This window comes from Pseudomonas bijieensis, assembly GCF_013347965.1.
Lineage (GTDB): Bacteria > Pseudomonadota > Gammaproteobacteria > Pseudomonadales > Pseudomonadaceae > Aquipseudomonas > Aquipseudomonas bijieensis.
In genome coordinates this window covers 21,713-41,813 of record NZ_CP048810.1, presented here as the reverse complement: position 1 = coordinate 41,813, position 20,101 = coordinate 21,713, and the positions used below count along the sequence as shown (strand labels likewise).

Genomic DNA, 20,101 nt, shown 5'->3' with positions numbered 1-20,101 from the left:
CAGGTTTAACGCACGCCGCGTCCGGCCATCGCCGCGGGCGAGAACTCCGAGGCCTTGTACCGATCCACCGCACGATACTGATCCGTCAATCCGGCGTAGACGTTCTGGATAAACCACGCACCCGAAGTCAGGTCATAAAAACCGGCAGACAGTTGCACCACGGCTGGCAAGTCGGGCAGTACGGAAGGCAGGGACCATAGGGTCTTGGCCAATTGACCGCTGGCATCCCAACGGTCGCCGAGCAGGGCTTGCCAGGTGTCTTCGTCGAGGTAGTAGCGGCCTTTGGGCAACTGGTGACGCTTGCCCGCGGCCAACGTCGACTCCACTACCCAGACGCGGTGCAACTCCCAACGCACGTAGTCAGGATTGAGATGGTGCTTGGCGAACAGGTCTTGCGGCTGGGCGGCGGCCTGCACCTTGTTGGTGTTGTAGGGAACATACATTTCCTGCTTGCCCACCAGTTTCCAGTCGAACCGGTCGGTACGTCCCTGCCACACGAACAGCTCGTCGAAGGACATGACCCCGGCGGTGGACGGCGTAGGGGTATCGCAGCAGGCGTTGGGCAGCGTACGCACCCGACGCTGACCGGCCAGATAGACATGAGCCTGGGATTTGTCGCCGTTGATGTTCTCACGCCCCAGGATCTGTTCGCCGGCACGAATCGCCGGGCCGGAATTGACAAAGCGCACCTGCCAGTAGTCACCCGAGTAGTTTTCAGGGCCGCCCTCCTCGAAGTAGTAAGGCATTTCCTGGGTCAACAGGCCGTCGCTGGTCATCACCTGGTTACCGTCGGCCGTCATCAGATAGTGGCGAAAATGCCCCGCCACCGAGGTGCCGCGCCAGTTCAGCAGGTGGTTCCAGATGGCTTCGGTACCGTTCTGTGGAATCGGAAACGGGATCCCGCCAAAGGCACCGTCGGGGATCAGGCCGGCGCTGCTGTCGACCAGTTTGGCGCGGGTCGCATTCTTGAGCGTGTTGTCATAGACCCACTGCGGCGCAGCCGCCGTACGCCGAGTCGGATAGACATCGATGCGATAGGTGTCCGGGAAGCGCTTGAACAGTTCCTTGGTGCCGTCGCTGAGCTTGTCGGCGTACTTCGCCACGTTTTGCGCAGTGATACTGAACAAGGGTTTGTCCGCGGCAAATGGATCGCCACGCTTGCCGCCCGGTACGTAGCTCGGGTCGACCTTGGTGTAGCCACCGTCCCAGGCCGGGATGCTGCCATCGGCATTACCGGCTTTCTCGGCACCGAAGGGTGTCAGGGTCTTGCCCAGCGCGGCCGCTTGTTCGGCGCTGGCGGCCAAGGCCATCGGCGCGGCGGCGACCAGCAGGGTCAAGCACAAGGCCTTTAGAGTGAACTGAATGGTCATGCGCGAATCCTCTTAGAACGTGGTCTTGACCGAGAAGGCCAGGTAGTCCCGGTCCTTCAGCGACTGCTTGTAATTGAACTGGTTGGCGGCGTTGAGGCTGGTGTCCTCGGGCCCGTAGAAGTGGGTGTAGGTCAGCCCCACGGTCACTTGATCCAGGTAGGTGGCGGAGACACCGATGTTCATGTCCCCTCCTCTATCCGGGCCAAACCCACTGATCACAGCCGACTTGCCCATGGGGAAATAGCTGATGCCCAGCGGCACGCTGATATCGATGCCAGGGAAGAACTGGCGATAGGTGGGCGTGTAAACCAGTTTCAGGCCCAGGGCGTCATCGGTGGCGTTGGGGTCCAGGGCTGCGCGGTTTTTGGTCACGGCCAGCAGGCGGTTCCAGGCCACTTCCCCTGTCAGGCTGGCTTCATTGGAAACAAAGGAAGGGCCCAGCGATGCCAGGACGTTAAGGTTCACATGGGCCGTACGGCCAACGGCGTATAGGGCATCGTCGTTGTTGTCCGCATCGACGCCCGGCAGGACGGTCTGAGCGTTGGACACCAGTGGCATGTTCCAACGCATCGATGCCTCGCCGGCAAAGCTGTACTCGTCCACGGAGGTCGCGAAACTGACGCCCAGGACACGGATGTCTTCCGGGTAGACCCAGGAATATTCGCCGACTTGTCCGGTACTGAAGTTCGGCCCGGTGGCATTCGGTTTCAAATACAACGTGGGCGTTTTCTCGTGATACTGCAGCGCGTACAGGCCGTAATCCGTCGTCCCGGTGTTGTACTTGAGCTGCAGGCCCCCCTGGCCGGAACTCCTGGCTTTCTTGTCCTTGCCATGGAAAAACGCAGCCGGGCTGTTGGCATTACCACCCAGGAAATCCGGGAACGGCCCGCCCGTGATCAACCTTTCATTGCCCTCGCCGATGGTATCGCTGGTGGAGAAATAGCTGCCGGCGCCCGGCAAGCGGGTGGCCTCCCACTCCAGTTGGTAGAAGGCGCCCAATGACACACTGTCGGTCAGTTGGTAGGCGGTCGAGAGCTGGTTGACCGGCCGGGTGATTTCCTTGAACTGAGTGTTGGGCACCGATTGCGCCTTGACCACGTCCACCGGCGCCATCGCACCGGCGATGCCGTTGCCACCGAAGAACAGGCTCTCGCCCCAGATAAGGCCGTGGCGCCCCGCGCGAACCGATAAGGCACGGTCGGCCAGGGAGCCGTTCCAGTAGACAAAGGCATCCAGCAGTTCGCCATCGCCACCATGCAGATGACGCGTGTCACTGGTGAACTCGTCGAAGCCCACCGAACGCTGATTGGCACTGGCTGCGTCGTTGTTGTCGTTGCGGTCCTGGTAAACGGTGTCGTACCAGGCGGCACCGCTCACGCGCGCGCCGAAGTCGTGATAGCCGATATCCAGTTCCGAAAGAATATCCAGGCGATTGGAGATCAGCCCCTTCCCAAAGTTGTGATCGCCGTCATTCTGGTTCAGCGCCGTCTGGCCCTCGCTGAGTTTGCTGCTGGAGTCCTTAAGGCGCCAGGCCGCGCTGTACTTGAGCGTGTTGTCCCAGCGCAAGCTGAGATCAGGATTGCCGGTATCGATCTGAAAGGCCTGGGCAGCCGAAGCGCCGAGCCCCAGGCTGGCCGCGAGGGTCAGGGTGAAGGGGACGCGCCGCGACGCAGCGATCTTGCGAGTAGCCATCGAAGTAACCCTCTTTATTGTTGTTGTATGTCAGCTCTTCTGGTGAAACGGCGCCCGCAGTCCAACCGGGCCAAGCCTGCACAGGCATGAAACATCCATGGGAGAGCGAATTCAGTCTTGCCGGCGCCTCAGATGGGCTCTGCGGTGACCTCGAGCATTCGCCTGACCAGGCCGATCCGGTCAAAGCGGCTGTCGTGGGCCATTTCCTTGTCACCGGCCAGCACCGAGCTTTCGCTGATGAATTTGCAGCGTTCATAACGGCGCGCCATGAAGCGTTCGAGCTGCTGTTCGACGCTGCCGCCGGCGACCAGCTCTTCGCCGAGCACGACGGCATCTTCAATGGCCATGCCGGCGCCCTGGCCCAGGTGCGGCGTCGTGGCGTGCACCGCGTCGCCAATCAGCACGACACGGCCGCGGTACCAGGGCTCGCGGACGAACACCACCTCCAGCGGCTTGTAGACCACCCGGTCGCTGTCGCGAATCTGCTCGCGCAATTCACCGATCAGCCCGGTAAAACCGCTCAGGCGCTGGCGCATCTGAGTCGCCAGCGTGGCGGCATCCATCCTCGGGTTGGCAGGCTCATGGGAGGTGACGAACATGTACATCTGATCGCGCCCCAGTGGCACCAGCCCGGCATTGCCGGCGGGGCCTTGGAAGGTAGCCAGGTGATCGATTCCAGCGGCGCGTGGAAAGTTGTAGCGCCACACCGACTGGCCGGTGAAACGCGGTCGGTACTGCTCGCGGAACAGCAAACCGCGTATTTGCGAGTACAGGCCATCGGCGCCCACGACCAGGTCGTAACAACCGCGACTGCCATCGGTAAACAGCACATCAACGCCCTCGCCCACCTGCTCCAGGGTTTGCACGCTCAGGCCCAGGCGAATAGAGGCACCCAGGGCAATGGTGGTTTCGCTGAGGACTTGATGCAGGGCCAGGCGCGAGATGCCGACGTTGGCCGGATACTCGGGGCCAGCCAGGCGCTGACCGGGAATTCGCGCCAGTTGCTCACCGGCCATGGTATTGATGGTCACATCCTCGAACGCGTAGGCCGCATCCAGGTAGCCGTCCAACACACCCAACTTGGCCATCTCACGCACAACATTGCTCTGCTGGATGATGCCGACGCCGTAGACTGTCCACTGCGTCTTGAGCTCGACCAGATCGACGTCGATATCCTGGCGACGCAAAGCGATTGCAGCGCACAGTCCACCGATACCACCACCGACGATAAGCACTTTTTTCACTGCTTTCATGCTTGTCTCACTCTTATTCTTGTTATTCACGCAAGCGTTCTGCCGGAGCGGTCCGAGACTTCACTACCGGCTGTTTCTGCACGCATTCGCTAGCGCGTTGTGTCCACTTTCTCGGCAAAGCAGGCGTTTGACTAATCGCATGTAGGGATACGATGTATCAGCAACCGCGATACGTTGACTAAGGTCCACACGCCTCCAACTGATCCGCTTCCAGCACCAGCCAATCGGCCTGCGCCTGCCATTTCAAAGCCGTCAGGCGCTCGCCCAGACACGGCCCGTAGACGCACAGGCCACTGTCCGGAAGGAACCGGGCGCCGTGGGCGTAACAGACGATCTGGCTGCCATCGACACTGAGAAAACGGTCCTTGCGGTACTCCAGGCGCACCTCCAGGTGTGGGCAACTGTTGCGATAGACCCGCACCTCGCCACCATGGCGCAGGGCAAACACACTGTCCTTCCCCGAACCCAGGGGATCGAACCCGCGGGCCTGCCCTTCGACCAGTTCATCCAGGCGACATAGCGCAATGGCGTCGTGACTCATGGACGAAATCCGCACTCAGGCCTGCTTGGGCGGCGGGCCGCTGGGGAACCATTTTTCCCGGGACGTGAACAGGAACAATTGCGAGTTGTCCGCCGACAACGGCGCCTGGCGCGCTTGCCAGGCATCATCGTGCTTGTCCATGTCGGCGTCGTATTCGATGTGGCAGCCCAACGGGCTGTTGAAGTACCAGAACCAGTTGGAGCCGAAGAGGTGACGGCCCGGGCCCCAGAAACTGGTCCAGCCCTGCTGTTCGAAACGGCGCCCGGCCAGCAGCACTTCCGTGCCGCTGCCCATGTGAAAGGTGAAATGCTCGCAACCCTTCATGTGCGGTGGCGTCTGGATCATGAACAGGCAATGGTGGTCATCGGAACCGGCTGGACGCATGAACGGGCCGGCGCCAACGAAGGTGTCGGTGGTCATGAAGCCCAGGCGCTTGTAAAAGGCCTCGGCCTTGGCCGCATCCGGCACGAAATACACCACGTGGGAAAGAGTGCGTGGCAGGGCCTGCATATCGGGGTTGATGCCCGGTTGGTTGACCGGACGCTGGGGGGCATGACCCGGTGCATTGGTCAGGTCAGCCGGCGCGCTGTAAGGGCGCCGTATACTGACCTGGAAACCAATGGCAAACCCCATATCGTCCACACTGTGCACCGAACCATCGGCGCCACGGGTCACCAGGCGATCGCGCCCCAACTCGTCGGCGATGGCCTCGAGATCAGCCACGCTGGCCACGCCATAAATGGTTTCACGAATCGAGGGAGCTGGCCCGATAGCCGCCGGCAGGCGGGCATCGTCAGCACGACGGATAATCACGGCAGTGCCGTCGAGGGCTTCAAAACGACCGCCCTCGCTGTCGACATCGACAGGTTGCAGGCCGTAGTCACGCAGGCAATGAGTACAGGCTTGAATGTCATCGACGCCAAAAATCAAGGCATCAAGGCCAATGATGTTCATTGTTACCACTCCATTTAAAATTATTCAGCACAAGGGCCGGACACTCCACTTAAGGGGTGCGGTGCCAGGCAGTGCGCTGCTGATGCTGGTTGTGGAGTCGATAAAGCATCACGGCCAACCGACTGTGGGCCGATACTGAAGTGGCGAAAACGTACTGACTAATCGCTTGTCAGGATGCGACCTATCGGCAAATGCGATACCTGGCTGCGCAGCGCCAAACGCCGTGAAAAAACGCAAAGACGTCGGTCGACGCATCTCGTCAGGGGGCTTGACGGCGCGATAGGAAGGTCGGAAGGTATTTACAAAATAAATACAAGAATCGAGACCGCCATGCGTTTTAACCACCTGGATCTCAACCTCCTGGTGGCGCTGGATGTGTTACTGGAAGAGCAGAACATCACACGCGCCGCCGAACGCCTGCACATGACCCAATCCGCCACCAGCGGCGTGCTGGGCAGGCTGCGCCTCTACTTCGAAGATGAACTGCTGGCGCAGGTCGGGCGCAAGATGCAGCCCACGCCCTACGCCCGCGAACTGGCGGCGCCCGTACGCCAGGTGCTGCTGACTATCCAGTCCTCTATTACCGCCAAACCGGTGTTTGACCCCGCCACCAGCAAGCGCCATTTTCGCCTGATCACTTCGGACTATCTGATCAGCGTTCTGTTTGCCCGGGTGATCCAGAAGATCTCCCTGGAAGCCCCGCACATCACTTTCGAACTGCTGGGCCCTGGCGACACGTCCACAGAGATGCTGATGCGCGGCGAGGCCGACATGATGATCGTGCCTGAGCGCTATCTCATCGAAGGTCATCCATCCCAATTACTGTTCGAAGAAGAGCATGTTTGCGTTGTGTGGGACGGCAACACCCAAGTGGGCGACAGCATCACCCTCGATCAGTACATCGAGATGGGCCATGTCTCGGTGATTTTTGGCCGCAACCGCCAGTTGAGCGTCGAAGAATGGCTGATGAGCCAGTACGGTTTCACACGGCGCATGGAAGTGGTGACCCACGACTTCAACACCTTGCCGCAGCTTATCGTCGGCACCCAACGCGTCGCCACAATGCTCCAGCGCATGGCCAGGCTCTACGCCAACTACTTGCCGTTGCGCATCGTGCAACCACCGGTGAAGATCCCAGTGATGCGCGAGTTCATGCTTTGGCACCGGACCATGGAGGGGGATCCGATGCACCGTTGGCTGCGGGCGAAGATCAGTCAAATCATCAACGAACTGGAGCAGTAGTTGCCGCTGCGGCTCGACAGCGGGTCAGGTACGAAAGTGCCCGACGGCCGCCTTGAGCTCACCGCCAACCTGCTGCAAGTCGGCCGTTGCGGCTTGCAGCTGCAGGCTTTCCTTTGCACTGCCCTTGGCCACTTCGCGAACCCGCGTCATACCCTGGCTAACTTGCTCGGCCATCACACTCTGCTGTTCGGCAGCCGCGGCAATCTGCTGGTTCATCTGCTCGATGATGGACACAGCTCGGGTGATCCGCGCCAACGCCTGGGAGGCTTGCGCGGCAAGCACAACCGTTTCGTCGCTCAGCACATGACTGCCCTGCAAGCGCTCGGCGGCCTGTTGAGCGACATTGCTCAGCCGCACGATCAGCCCTTCGATTTCCATGGTCGAACGCTGTGTGCGCCGCGCCAGGCCGCGCACCTCATCGGCGACCACGGCGAATCCACGACCATGCTCGCCAGCACGCGCGGCCTCAATGGCCGCATTGAGCGCCAGCAAATTGGTCTGTTCGGCCACAGCCTTGATGACATCGAGCACGCCACCAATTGCCGCACTTTCCACCAGCAGGGAGCGCATAGCTTCAGCACAACCACTCATCTCCGCAGCCAGATGGTCGATCTTGCCACCTGCCTGGCGCACCAACTCATCGCCCTCGCGCGCCTGTTGGTCGGCATGCGCTACCGCCGCACTGGCCTCGCCCGCGTTGCGGGCGACCTCCTGCGTCGTGGCGGCCATCTGTTGCATGGCGGTGGCGGCCAGTTCGGTTTCCTGGCGTTGGTGCTCGACACCACGGCTGTTGCTCTGGGTCACTTCGGCCAGGCTGCCGGCCATGCCGTTGAGCGAGCCAACACCCCGGTCGATGCGCCCGACCAAGCCGCGCAGGCTGCCTAGCATACTGCCCACGGAGCCCAACAACTGGCCCAATTCGTCACGACGACCACTGTCTGACGGCAGATGACTCAAGTCCCCTGCCGCCACGCGCTGGACCCACTGCACAGCCTGGCGCAGCGGCTGCACAATCAAGTGGCGGATCAGCAGGCTGGCGCCAATGCCCAAGGCGAGGGCCAGACAAGTGATCAACCCCAACTGGCGATCAGCATTGCGATTATCCTCCAGCACCGCCTGTCTTTGCTGTTCATCAGCCTCGGCCAGCAGCTTGCTCACCTGCTCGGTTTGCGCATTCATCGCCGCACTGCTTTGCGCGCTTTGCCGACGGCTGTCGACAAACTCGACGAAGGCCTTGCGGTAGTCGCCCAAGGCCGTGCTCGCGTCCTGCAGCGACTCGCCCTGCTGTTCGCCAAGATCGAGCGCCTGCATGGCGGCCAGCAAGTCACTCATGCTCATTTCCCAGTCGCTGCGATAACGCTCCTCACCATCGAGCGAGTAATACAGCTCACTGTCGCGCAGCTTGGCGAGCTTGTCCCGCAATGCGGCGGTCTGCTCGAGCCGCACCATCTGGTCGCTGCTCGGCGCCGTCCCCTGCCCCAACCGGCTGTTGAGCCCGTCCAGTTGATCGAGAAACAGCAGGGTAAAACTGTCACCTGCCGTCTGCGCCAGCGTCTGCATGCGCAGGCGTGCTTCGCGAGCCCGGCGCAACGAATCGGCATAGCCGAGAAACTGTTCCAGATATGCGCTGGCAGCCATGCGCACGGTGGCGTGAGAGGCACCATTGGCCGGTCTCTCATCGAGTTGCCGGTTCAGCTTCCCGATCGTCTCGCGGACCTGCTCCTGGCGCTGCGGAGCAAGGTCCAGGGCGAACGCCTTCTCGTCGATACGGGCACGTAACATCAATGCCTGAATCGATGATTCCTGGCGCGATTGCTCACCGCGTTGTTGCAACAGCCCCATGGAACGAAAAGCGGTCGCCGCCACCCCCAGGGTGACCAGCAGCACCAGGCCAAAACCCAGCGACAGCTTGGCGCCCACCGACAGATTGCCAAGCACGCGACTCAGTACAGGCATGTCAAATCCTCCCACAGTAGTGGAAAAACATCCTGCCCGTGGCGCCCAGGCTGATCGCTGTGACGGAATTGGACTCACTCATTTGCCGATACCTTGTTCTTGTTGTTGTGTGCGCCTGGGACTTCAGCCAATGGCGCGGTGTAGCGTCAACTCTAGTGAGTCGTACCTCAACGACACCAATCGCATCCAGCGTTATGAGCAATCGCAAAGTACGATGATAGGTATCTGGATTGACTGCTTGAACTGTGAGTAGAAAACCCTTGGGTCGTTGGCGCATATACGCTGTATCGCCGTTCGCAATACCTCCCATCCCGACTCGCGATTGGCCAAACAATTGCCCTCCCCCTTAGCCTGCTTCGAACCGCCAGCTCTGGCCACCATCCTTGCCGGAGCTGGCTGCCTGCCTTTGCTTGCAACAAGGACAATAACAATCATGTTCCGTTACTTCCCGACCAACTACGTGTGGAATCTTTCCGTCGACCTGGCCATCGAAATGGGCGCCCGCATCGGCGAAATCGAAGAAATGTGCGCGCCGCTGCAGGAGGCCGCCAAGCAGCCGGATGCCGCCGGCAGCAAGGCCTTCCGTGAGACCTGGGCGAACATGGCCGACAAGCTTTGCGGCCTGGCCGAAGAAGACGAAAGCAAGGGACGAATGTTGTCTGCCGGTGAAAAATACAACCGCGCCGCGACCTATTACTTGAGCTGCGAACGCTTGCAGGCCCATGGAGCCCCTGGTCGCACGGAGCTGTACCAGCGCTTTTTACACACCTTTCAACGTGGTATCGAACTGGCACGGGAGAACTGCGAACGCGTTGAAATCCCCTACGAAGGCAAACACATTTCCGGTCTGCTGGTCCATGCCGAAGGCGTCAGCGGCCCATCGCCGATTCTGGTGCAGGTCAATGGACTGGACTCCACCAAAGAAATGAAATACCGCGTCGGCCTGCCCGCCTGGCTGGCGAAACGTGGCGTTTCTTCTTTGATCATCGACCAACCCGGCACGGGCGAAGCATTGCGCCTGCATAACCTGACCGCGCGTTTCGACAGCGAGCATTGGGCCAGCCGCGTGGTGGATTGGCTAGAAACCCGCGACGATGTCGACGCCAAACGCATTGGCCTGGAAGGTGTGTCGCTCGGCGGCTACTACTGCCCGCGCGCGGTAGCCTTCGAGCCGCGCTTCGCTTGCGGTGTCGTGTGGGGTGCCAATCATGACTGGCGTGATGTGCAGAAGCGTCGCATGGAAAAGGAAGGCAGCTTCCCGGTTCCGCATTACTGGTCGCATGTGTCTTGGGTATGGGGTGCCAAGGACGCCGATGAGTTCATGAGCATCGCCGAGAATGTCCATCTGGACGGCATACTGGATCGCATCAAGGTGCCCTTCCTCGTCACCCACGGTGAAAAGGATTCACAGATTCCTCTGAAATGGGCGCACCGTACCTACGAACAGTTGGTAAACAGCCCAAAACGCGAGCTGAAAATTTTCACCGAACGCGAGGGTGGCGTGCAGCATTCGAGCTTCGATAACAGTATCAATGCGGGTCACTACATCGCCGACTGGGTCGCTGAAGTGCTCGGCGGCCGTACGGCATAAGGGTGTGAAATTCGTGCTCCAGCACGCCACGAGGATTTGAACGCTTCAGCGTGACAGGGCGATCGGGTGATGGGCGCCAATGCGCCCATCACCCAGACGAACCCCACCCGTTCTTCGATATCGCTCCCCTCACCCATTCCCAAGCATCTGCCACAACGACGCCCCGACCCCGGTAATGCTCTCCCCGGCAATCAACCCCGCCGCCGCGGTGATGGCGAAGCGTTCTGTGAGGGTCGGCCAGCGACAGCTCACCAGCCAGGTCAGCACCGCACCAAGGGCCATCATCAGGGACACCGAGGCCGGCAACACGAAGGCCAGGCCCAGGGCCGCCGTGCTCGGCAGGTACCGGGCCCGATGCGCCGGCAGCACGCTGTCGAGCACGCCCAACAACAAGCCGACCAGGCCGCCGATGAAAATCGCCCAGCGAATGCTCGCGGACAATGAATCCAGGCCCAGGGTCAGGGTTTGCGCCACGGCCTTCCAAGTGGCGACCGCCGGAGCCGGCCACTCTTCGGAGAGCAGCATGGCTTGCGGGTCCGGGATCAGGGCCAGGTAAGCCAACACGCCGACGATGCTACCGACAAAAATCCCCAAGGTCTGGGCGATCAGTTGCTTGCGCGGCGTAGCGCCAATCGCCCGGCCTACCTTGAAATCGTTCATCAAGTCGGTGCATTGCCCGGCCGAACCGCCGGCGGTGTTGGCGCTCATCAAGTTGATCGGCACCTGCCCCGGCGCGACGATGCCGAAGCTCAACTGGGACAATTGCCCGATGGCACCGATCGGTGGAATGCCCGTGGCGCCGACCACCCGGGCGGCTACCGCCGCCAGGCAGATCGCCAAGGGAATGGTCAACAGCGCCATCCACGGGTTGATGCCGAACAACAGCACTTGCAGGCTCACCACCAGGACGATCGCCAGCAAGGAACCTGTGGCAGGCCCGGCCTTGGGTGTCGTCCAGATCGCCCCGCCGCCAGCCTTGGTGGAGCGGTGCAATGCCCACAGGCGAATTGCCAATGAGGCCAGGGTCGAACACACCATCAGGCTCACCCCCGGCCAGAGCAACCACTCCACCAGCGCAGCGAACTGCGGGCCGCTGCTGCCGGGCGGCAACCGCACCAGGCCTTGGGCCAACAACCATGGGGCCAACCCGCCCCACGCCAGCAGCGCGCCGAGCAGCAGGGTCAGACCCACGCGAATACCGATGATCGCGCCGAAACCGACCAATAGCAGCGAAGGGTCAGCGGTAAAGGTCAGGCGCTCCAGTTGGGCAGTTGGAGACCAGCGCGGGATGGCCCACATGAAGGTGTCGACCCCCTTGGCCACCCCGGACAGTAGAGCGGCGCTGAGCAACACCTTCAAACGCGTCGCCGCTTCGTGGCCGTGGTTGTAAATGTGCAGCAACGTTTCCAGGGTCGCCATACCCTCGGGAAATTTCAGCGCCTTGTCATTGAGCAGGGACGGTCGCAGATACCAGGCAATCCAGATCCCCAGGAAACTCACCGAAAAGACCCAGGCCACCATGGGAATGGCGTCCAGCTGCTGGCCGGTCAGCAAGGTATAGGCCGGGATTGGCGCGACCAGCCCACCGGAAATGATCGACGCAGCGGCGGAGGCCACGGTCTGGTTGATGTTGCTTTCGTGCAGCGTCCAAGGCAGCCGCCCCACCGATCGACTCGCCAAGCCTTGCCAGATGCCATAACCGACCAGCAAGGCAATGATCGACATATTGAACGACCAACCAATCTTCAATCCGGCATAGACATTGGACGGCGTCAGCAGGATACCCAGGACAATGCCCGTACTGACCGCGCGCAAGCTGAGTTCGCGTTCGACAGGGGCGTTCAAGGGCAATGTGGACGAGGTTGGGTGCATGCGAAGTCCTTATCGGCACTAGGAAGCAGCCGCCAGAGCCAGACAGGTCCCCTGTGGGTCACATAAAGCGGCAACTTAATAAGTGAACGCAGTATTCGCGCAAGGTTCACATGGCGAAGGGAAACCCTGGCGAACGTGCTCGCCAGGATCCTCAATTGATGGGCATGAGGTGAGGAATGTTGCGAGCGCCGCGACGCATCGCGACCCAGGCAGCGCTCGACTTATTGCCCTCCCTCGTAATTGACCATCCAGGCGATCCCGAAACGGTCTTCGAACATGGCAAAGCGTTCCGCCCAGAAGGTCCTCGCCAAGGGCATGTGCACGCTGCCACCGACACTCAAGCCCTTAAACAGCCGCTCGGCCTCCTCCACGCTGTCGACGTTGAGGGAAACCGACACGCCTTGCGGTTTGCTGTACGGCTGGCCTGGCGGGCAGTCAGAGGCCATCAGGCTGAAAGCATCGACGGTCAGGCAGGTGTGCAGGATCAGGTCGGGATCCTTGGGCATGCCGGTTTCCTCAGGCGCCTGGGCAAAGGACATGGAAAACAGCTCGCCGCCCAGCACCTTCTGGTACAACGCAAAGGCCTCTTTGCAACGACCGTCGAAGGTCAGGTAGGGAATGATTCTCATGGTGGGTTCTCCTGTAGTCGGCTTCACGATTGACCGGACATCTGCGCCCACAAGCGTTCTTCCTGCTCGCGCAATTCCGGCGTAAAGGACTCGCCGAACTCCTCGAGCTCGAAGATCTGGCGGATCTCGATTTCACTGTCGCTGACCATCGGGTTCGGGCAGCGCTTGACCCAATCGATGGCCTCCTGCAATGACTGGACCTTGAAGATCCAGAAGCCGGCGATCAGCTCCTTGGTTTGAGCGAAGGGCCCATCGACCACCGTCCGGTCCTTGCCGGAAAACTGCACACGCACGCCCTCGGCACTGGGATGCAGGCCTTCACCGGCGAGCATCACCCCGGCCTTGACCAATTCTTCGTTGTAGGCGCCCATGGCGGCCAACAGTTCTTCGCTGGGCATCTGTCCGGCTTCCGATTCCGGACTGGCTTTGACGATCACCATAAATCGCATGCTCTGATCTCCTGAGAGTGGATGGATCAAGCCGTCCGTGTGGCGGCTCTATGGGCTAATCGAATGGCGTTGGCCGAAATCGACAATCCGATGCGAATATTTTTTTACAGACTCCGAGCCAGATTGCTGGACTGACGATCACCCACTCGACATCCATTGTTCGACGCACCTCGAAGTGAGGAACCCGTCGAGCCCATAGGCTATGAGCCAACTTGGAGGAGATGGCGATGACACACACCCGCTTTTTTGGAAAAACCGTACTGACCTGCACGTTCATCCTGGCGATTATCGGTTGGGGGGTCGGCTTCTATGGGCCGCCGATCTATATGCAAGCGGTCATGGAGCGCACGGGTTGGCCGATCGCCCAGGTTTCGACTGCCGTTACCTTGCACTTTCTCAGCGGCACGATCGTCATCGCCAACCTGCCACGACTTTACGCACGCTTCGGAATACCCGCCATTACCCTGCTGGGCAGCATCGTCCTGGGCATCGGCGTGAACATCTGGGCTCAAGCCGACCAGCTATGGGTGCTGTATGCCGGCGCCGTCTGTTCGGGTATCGGCTGGGTGACATTGGGTGCCGCCGCCGTTAACACCCTGATCGCTCCGTGGTACGTCAAGGACAGACCCAAGGCCCTGGGCAAGGCCTACAACGGCGCCAGCCTGGGTGGCGTGATCTTTTCGCCGCTGTGGGTGTTGCTGATCGAGCGTTTCGGCTTCGCCATGGCGGCGTTGGTGATCAGCGTCATCGCCGTGCTGCTGATAGGCGCCCTCGCCTTCCTGGTCTTCAGCAAAAGCCCACAAAGCCTGGGACAACATCCCGACAATGCAGACCAGCCCGAACCCCTGCCGATCAGCGCCAGCGCCACGCCGTGGAGCACCATGCAGACGCTCAGGTCGGCACGTTTCCGCAGCCTGGCAGCCGGCATGTCCCTGGGGCTGTTCGCCCAGATCGGCTTGATCGCGCACCTGTACTCGATCCTGGTCGGACGCATGGGGGCACATGACGCCTCATTCGCCATGGGCCTGGCCACTGCCAGTGCGATGGGCGGGCGATACGTCGCCGCACGCCTGATGATCCAAGGCATGAACCGCCGACAACTGGCCTGCCTCGGTTATGCCATCCAGGTGCTGGGCACGCTGATGCTTCTCGGCCTGGACCTTCACCCGACTGTGGCCTGGATAGCCGTGGCGCTGATCGGTTCGGGCATCGGCAATGCCACATCGTTGCCGCCACTGATTGCCCAGGCCGAGTTCAGCCGTGAACAAACCGCCAGGGTGATCGCCCTGATGGTCGCGATCAGCCAGGCCACCTACGCCTTCGCCCCGGCCTTTTTCGGCCTGCTGCGCTCCGCCTTCACCGATCAGAATCACGCCATCGGCGCCGTCGTGACAGGCGCGGTCGTGGTACAGGTGCTGGCCATTCTGTCGTTTTATCGAGGTGTATCCGCGCGTCCCTTCAAGAAAACCGCTTACTGACCTCTTCCCTGGCCGGGCGGTGCCCAACCCGATCACTACCCGACCTGGTTTCGCAAGATGAGGCTGTTCGCCGACCACTTAATTTAAGTGCTCGAAGATTTCTTTTTCAGGCTTCCGTGGCTGCCCGCACATAGACCATCCATGACCCGGTTCATCAATCCGATGCAACCGGCTTCACCACGCTTTGACTGGCAGCATCCGGCTGTGAACTCAATCAATCGACGCAACAAACAGGCCGACTAGTAAGGCGTGCGCATTGTTGTAAATGCCAGGCTTTAAGCATGGTCAAATTGTCCTCATTCGCCGCCAGGGGACCATTAGTGCTTATCGCCGCAAACAATCAAACCGAGGCTTTCAAGTCCACGCCCAATGCCTGGGCAAATGCCTTGACCAAGGGGCTGCGTACAATGTTATGGCGCAGTATCAAACTGAACGGCGTGACGATGTAGAACAGGTCTGGGCGCACCGCGCGAAACTCTCCCCGCGCTACCATCGGCGCGGCATAGTGCTGGGGCAGGAACCCCAGAAAACGCCCCGTCTTGATCAGCAGTGCAACGGCCTCCACCTGGGTTGCCGAGGCGGAAAAGCTGTCGTAGTGGGCAGCGTCAGCGTTGTTCCTTATCGGTTCAAAGGCGATCCTCAGTGAAAACCTGCCCGTGGGCCAGCGCGCCAAGGCGTTTTCCCTGCGCTACACCCTGACCAACATCGGCTATGCCACCGGTCCCATGCTCGGCGTGGTGATTGCCGGTGTCTATCCGATCGGGCCATTCCTGATCGCCGCTGGCATCGCGTTTTCCAGCATTTTCCTGATGACCGGCATCCCCAGGGATGCCGCGCCAACGCCGGTCATTGGTCAGCCGCCAAGTTTTCTCAAGACGCTCAAGACCCTGAAAAACGACCGTACCCTGATCATGTTCACCTGCGGCTGCCTGCTCAGCACGGTGGTGCACGGACGCTTCACCCTCTACTTGTCGCAATACCTGCTGGTGACCCACGATTCCAAACGCGCGCTGGACATCATGGCCGCCCTGCTCGCCTGCAACGCCATCAGTGTGATTTTGCTGCAATATCAAATCGGTCGGTTCCTCGATCGCGAGAAGCTGCGCTACTGGATTGCCGCGGGCACCAGCCTGTTCATTCTTGGCCTGATCGGCTTCAGCCTGGCCGACAGCATGGTGAGCTGGTGCGTGGCGATGTTCATTTTCACCCTCGGTGAAATGATCATTTACCCGGCCGAATTCCTTTTCGTCGACACCCTGGCCCCGGAAGAACTGCGCGGCAGCTACTACGGCGCGCAAAACCTGGCGGCGCTGGGTGGCGCCCTGAGCCCGGTGATCTGCGGATACCTGCTGATGCACACCCCGGCCCCCACGATGTTCTATGCGTTGAGCGCACTGACCGCGATGGGGGGCCTCTTGTGTTTCATGAGTGGTCGTCGGATGGCTAAAGTAATCTGAGCCAGGCACTGCACGAGCGCGCAGCACGATGAAGTTTGTTGCAGACCGGGCTATGCTAAGGCGCCACCCGCCCCGGCTGGCCTGGCTTGCAAGGAATGCGTCATGGAGTTCGTGGTTCATAGTTATTGCCTGAAAGGCGCACGCCAGGAGCCTTTGCTGCCGCCTGTCACCCTGACACCGACCTCGCTGACCTTGACGGTCGCCGAGCTCATTCGCCTGACCGTCGCCGAACAGATCGCCGCGCTGTCGGTCCAGCACTGGCTGGCACAAGTGTCGGTGCGCGAGGTGCTCGACCGCCAATACCTGAGCGAGCGGGACGTTCTTCGGCAAGCCAGTGAAGGTGCGGTTGTCATGCCTCAGGCCAGCGCACCTCTGGACCTGGATGTCAGCGTTGAGGTCGAACGCGCCTTGAAGGGTTTTGAAACCCGTGCGTTCCGCGTTCTGCACAACGGCGTCATGCTGCAAAGACTCGATGAATCCATTGAATTGAGCCCCCCTTCCACGCTCGCGTTTATCCGCCTGGTGCCGCTGATTGGCGGTTGATCCTCGTCGCTCACTTTTTTGCTCGGATACCCTCATGCAATCACGCCGTCCTGCGCCCGAACAAACCACACGCCTCGCTGCGCTGCGAACATTCTGTGATAGAGCGTTGGATGACTATCCCGAGTTCAGCCACTACGACGAATTCGAGCCCGATTTCTGGGAAGGCATCGACTTGCTGCGCATCGCCGATGACTGGGTCAGGCAGCATCCCAAGGATGGGCCCAAGGCACTGGCGGATGGTTTTGTGTTCCCGACCGTTTGGGACGATCTGGAGGACCGCCGCGATCAACAGCGCTATGGCCTGCAATATCGACTCTGCGACGCGTGGATCACGACTCGCCCGGATGCCTATGCACTGGAGCAGATCGGTGCGCGACTGCAGCACATGCTGCAATATGCCTTCGAGGACAGTGACTATCCCTTGCCCACTGACGAAGATGACCCGGCCTATTACCGAAGAAGCCCGGACCAGGCCTGGGCCTTCCCCGACGTTCACGCCTGCATCAATCGCCTGAGCAATTACCCATCCACCCCCGCCTGGCAGACCTTCGCCGAATGGTTGCTGGACGGCAGCTGGAACCGCGAGCAGCCCCCTTCAGCGCCCGGTGGCGAACAAAGGAAGATCGCCGACGCGTATATCTACGGGCACAAGGAAATCCAGCGCATCGCCCTGAGCCTGCTGGAAGCGGGCCGCCTCGATTACCCGCGCTTCGTCCGGGCCGCCAATACCTGGGGCCGCGCCATGATGTTCTACTCGGACGACGCCGGGCTGGACAGCGATGATGTGGACTTGACTCGGTACGCCGATGAAGATTTCGACGAGGACGATGCAAACGACGAGGACCCGGAAGACATCGATGATGAGTCGTCTCAGATTGATGAAATCCCCACGCAAGAACCTGCCGTCGCGCCCCCTGAACTGGCGAACTTCACCGTTCGTTATGTCGAGGACGCCCTGGCTGGATTGCCCCATAACGCCGAAAGGCTGGCTGACACCTTCCGCTCGGTCGAGGTGTATCAGACCCGTTGGTTGTTGCAGGCTCTGGCGGTCATCGAACGACTGGGCATAACGCCGAATGACTTCGACAGCTTCGGCTACACGGCTGCGGTGCTCCAATACTTCCTGCTGCTTCAGGATTTGCCCAAAAACCAATCCCCAGAGCTACTCGCGGCGTTGTCCGGCTTTTCAAGAAATACCCTGCTCACCGCCCTGCCCTACGCCGGCCAAGCCAGCCGAGTGGTGCTCGACGCGCTCGGTTGGAGTGATCTGCAAGCCTTCCAGCGTGAATACCTGAACATTGCCCTGGCCCCTCGGTCCGGCTGGGGCAGCGACCTGCCCAATACGCTGGATGAAACCGTGGGCGTGGTGGACCGCTACCTGCTGGACAAGGCCCTGGCCGAAGCCGACCCAGACCACCTGCGCGAGTACCTCGCGGCACTCGAACCCTCGCACTGGGCGTTTCCCGAGACCCGTGTACTGCTCGACGCCTACCAGGGCATCGGTCGAGCGGCGCTGGAAAAGAAATTGACCCGCCACGCACAGCCGGCCATGCGCATCTATGGCTTGCTGCCCGTCACAGGGCCGGACGACGTACGCCAGCGCTACCTGACGCTCAAGAAACTGCACAAAGAGGTGCGTAAATACGGAGCTCAGCGACAGGCCAACTCCCACGCAGCGGTGCAGGCAGGTCTGGAAAACCTGGCGCGTGTCGCCGGCTATCCTTCGGTGATTCGCCTGGAATGGGCCATGGAATCGGAAATCGCCGAATCCACCGTGACAGCCACCACCATTGATGGCTATGACGTCACGCTGGAAATCGACGGCTTGTCGCCTACGTTGCACATCTGCAAAGGCGCAAAGGCGCTCAAGACCGCACCGCCCGCGATTCGCAAAAACGCAGACTTCATCGCGCTCAAAGCGCAGCAAACCCAGCTCAAGGAACAGATCGCCCGCTTCTGCCGCACCCTGGAAGCAATGATGAGCAGCGGCGAAAGCCTGGCTCTGGACGAGCTGAAGCCGCTGTTGAAAATGCCTGCGGTTCGCCTGCTGCTCGAACAGCTGATCATGCAGGCCGACGACGCTGCGCTGGGCTGGCTCGATAGCGCGACGCTGACGGTGACTGACCTTGAAGGCCGCCAACACATCGCTGAAAAGCGCCTGCGTATTGCTCACCCTTTTCATCTGTTCATGGCTGGACAACTGTCGGCCTGGCAGAAAGAAGTGGTGACCCATCGCCGCGTGCAGCCGTTCAAACAGGCCTTTCGCGAGTTGTACCTGCTGACACCTGCCGAGCGAGACACTGGCTTGTGGTCCAACCGATTCGCCGGCCACCGCCTGAAAGGCAAGGTAGCTGCCCGGTTGCTGCAGGTCCGCAACTGGTCGACCTCAAGCGTCGAGGACATCTATTACGAGAGCAAAGAGCACGGCATCCATGCCGTGTTCAACTTTCTGGATACCGGCCATTACCTCTCGGAAACAGAACACTTTACCTTCGACACGATTGCGTTCTACCGCGACCAGAAGGCCATCCCCCTTGAGCAAGTACCGCCGCTGCTGTTCTCGGAAATCATGCGTGACGCCGACCTGCTGGTCTCCGTGGCCCACGCCGCAGACGGCTACAGCACCAGCCACGAAACCCTGCAACGACGCGCCGAACTGGTCGGCGAGTTGATTCAGGGTCTGGGGTTACGAAACGTCAGATGCGAAGGGCATTTTCTGCACATTACCGGCCAGCGCGCGAACTACCGCATTCATCTGGGCAGCGCAGCCATCCATATCGAACCCGGCAACTACCTGTGTATCGTGCCCGTCGGCAGCAGCTCTACGGAGTTCTACCTGCCGTTCGCCGACACCGACAAGAAAATGGCCGAAGTGCTGAGCAAGATGTTTCTGCTGGTGGACGACCTGAACATCACCGACAGCCTGATACTGGAGCAGATACAGCGCGCGGATATACCGGGAGCCGGGCACGTCATCGACGCCTGAACTACCTCAGCCCTCCCGCGCATCGCTGCGTCTTGCATGCGAAGGAGCTGAAGCTGACGCTTTCTTTCTTAGCTCCCTTATTGATGAG

General features: G+C 60.8%; 14 protein-coding genes and 3 pseudogenes. 6 read left to right on the top strand and 11 right to left on the bottom strand.

Annotation, left to right across the window (positions count from 1 at the left end):
- Positions 1–5: 5 nt before the first annotated feature.
- The 5 genes from GN234_RS00185 to GN234_RS00165 form a co-directional block, all read right to left on the bottom strand.
- Entirely contained in the window at positions 6–1,370 is a 1,365-nt protein-coding gene (locus GN234_RS00185) for a DUF1329 domain-containing protein (protein ID WP_176687581.1), read from the bottom strand.
- A gap of 12 nt (positions 1,371–1,382) precedes the next feature.
- Positions 1,383–3,062 carry a DUF1302 domain-containing protein gene (locus GN234_RS00180; RefSeq protein ID WP_176687580.1) on the bottom strand — a complete coding sequence of 560 codons (1,680 nt, stop codon included), beginning with the start codon at positions 3,060–3,062 and terminating at the stop codon, positions 1,383–1,385.
- A 128-nt stretch (positions 3,063–3,190) separates the two neighbouring features.
- Positions 3,191–4,315, bottom strand: coding sequence for an FAD-dependent oxidoreductase (locus GN234_RS00175; RefSeq protein ID WP_176687579.1), 1,125 nt, complete (start codon positions 4,313–4,315; stop codon positions 3,191–3,193).
- A gap of 178 nt (positions 4,316–4,493) precedes the next feature.
- Positions 4,494–4,856 carry a Rieske (2Fe-2S) protein gene (locus GN234_RS00170; protein WP_176687578.1) on the bottom strand — a complete coding sequence of 121 codons (363 nt, stop codon included), beginning with the start codon at positions 4,854–4,856 and terminating at the stop codon, positions 4,494–4,496.
- A 15-nt stretch (positions 4,857–4,871) separates the two neighbouring features.
- Positions 4,872–5,810, bottom strand: coding sequence for a VOC family protein (locus tag GN234_RS00165; protein WP_176687577.1), 939 nt, complete (start codon positions 5,808–5,810; stop codon positions 4,872–4,874).
- Positions 5,811–6,140: 330 nt separating this feature from the next.
- On the opposite strand from GN234_RS00165, the gene GN234_RS00160 reads away from it, so the two are divergent.
- A complete protein-coding gene (locus GN234_RS00160) occupies positions 6,141–7,052 on the top strand; it encodes a LysR family transcriptional regulator (RefSeq protein ID WP_176687576.1) in 912 nt (303 codons plus the stop codon).
- Between the two features lie 24 nt (positions 7,053–7,076).
- Here the strand turns inward: GN234_RS00160 and GN234_RS30235 are convergent, their stop codons facing one another.
- Together GN234_RS30235 and GN234_RS30230 are read right to left on the bottom strand one after the other, a co-directional pair.
- Positions 7,077–7,781 carry a methyl-accepting chemotaxis protein gene (locus tag GN234_RS30235; protein WP_411828797.1) on the bottom strand — a complete coding sequence of 235 codons (705 nt, stop codon included), beginning with the start codon at positions 7,779–7,781 and terminating at the stop codon, positions 7,077–7,079.
- Between the two features lie 201 nt (positions 7,782–7,982).
- Positions 7,983–8,231 (bottom strand): annotated as a pseudogene (locus tag GN234_RS30230) (methyl-accepting chemotaxis protein); the annotation flags it as partial.
- A gap of 1,210 nt (positions 8,232–9,441) precedes the next feature.
- Between GN234_RS30230 and GN234_RS00150 the strand changes: the two are divergent.
- Positions 9,442–10,599, top strand: coding sequence for an alpha/beta hydrolase family protein (locus GN234_RS00150; protein WP_176687574.1), 1,158 nt, complete (start codon positions 9,442–9,444; stop codon positions 10,597–10,599).
- Between the two features lie 129 nt (positions 10,600–10,728).
- On the opposite strand, the gene GN234_RS00145 is transcribed toward GN234_RS00150, so the two are convergent.
- The 3 genes from GN234_RS00145 to GN234_RS00135 form a co-directional block, all read right to left on the bottom strand.
- On the bottom strand, positions 10,729–12,471 hold the full coding sequence (locus tag GN234_RS00145) for an OPT family oligopeptide transporter (RefSeq protein WP_176687573.1): 1,743 nt from the start codon (positions 12,469–12,471) through the stop codon (positions 10,729–10,731).
- A gap of 221 nt (positions 12,472–12,692) precedes the next feature.
- On the bottom strand, positions 12,693–13,100 hold the full coding sequence (locus GN234_RS00140; RefSeq protein ID WP_109753283.1) for a VOC family protein: 408 nt from the start codon (positions 13,098–13,100) through the stop codon (positions 12,693–12,695).
- Between the two features lie 23 nt (positions 13,101–13,123).
- Positions 13,124–13,549, bottom strand: coding sequence for a YciI family protein (locus GN234_RS00135; protein WP_176687572.1), 426 nt, complete (start codon positions 13,547–13,549; stop codon positions 13,124–13,126).
- A gap of 227 nt (positions 13,550–13,776) precedes the next feature.
- Between GN234_RS00135 and GN234_RS00130 the strand changes: the two genes are divergently transcribed.
- On the top strand, positions 13,777–15,027 hold the full coding sequence (locus GN234_RS00130) for an MFS transporter (RefSeq protein ID WP_176687571.1): 1,251 nt from the start codon (positions 13,777–13,779) through the stop codon (positions 15,025–15,027).
- 340 nt (positions 15,028–15,367) lie between these two features.
- Here the strand turns inward: GN234_RS00130 and GN234_RS00125 are convergent.
- Positions 15,368–15,631 (bottom strand): annotated as a pseudogene (locus GN234_RS00125) (LysR substrate-binding domain-containing protein); the annotation flags it as partial.
- On the opposite strand from GN234_RS00125, the pseudogene GN234_RS00120 reads away from it, so the two are divergent.
- The 3 genes and pseudogenes from GN234_RS00120 to GN234_RS00110 all read left to right on the top strand — a co-directional run.
- Positions 15,630–16,484 (top strand): annotated as a pseudogene (locus GN234_RS00120) (MFS transporter); the annotation flags it as partial. The pseudogenes GN234_RS00125 and GN234_RS00120 overlap by 2 nt on opposite strands.
- 102 nt (positions 16,485–16,586) lie before the next feature.
- Positions 16,587–17,027, top strand: a complete 441-nt coding sequence (locus tag GN234_RS00115; protein WP_176687570.1) for a hypothetical protein — start codon at positions 16,587–16,589, stop codon at positions 17,025–17,027.
- A gap of 106 nt (positions 17,028–17,133) precedes the next feature.
- Positions 17,134–20,013, top strand: coding sequence for a DUF4132 domain-containing protein (locus tag GN234_RS00110; protein WP_233459503.1), 2,880 nt, complete (start codon positions 17,134–17,136; stop codon positions 20,011–20,013).
- Positions 20,014–20,101 lie beyond the last annotated feature (88 nt).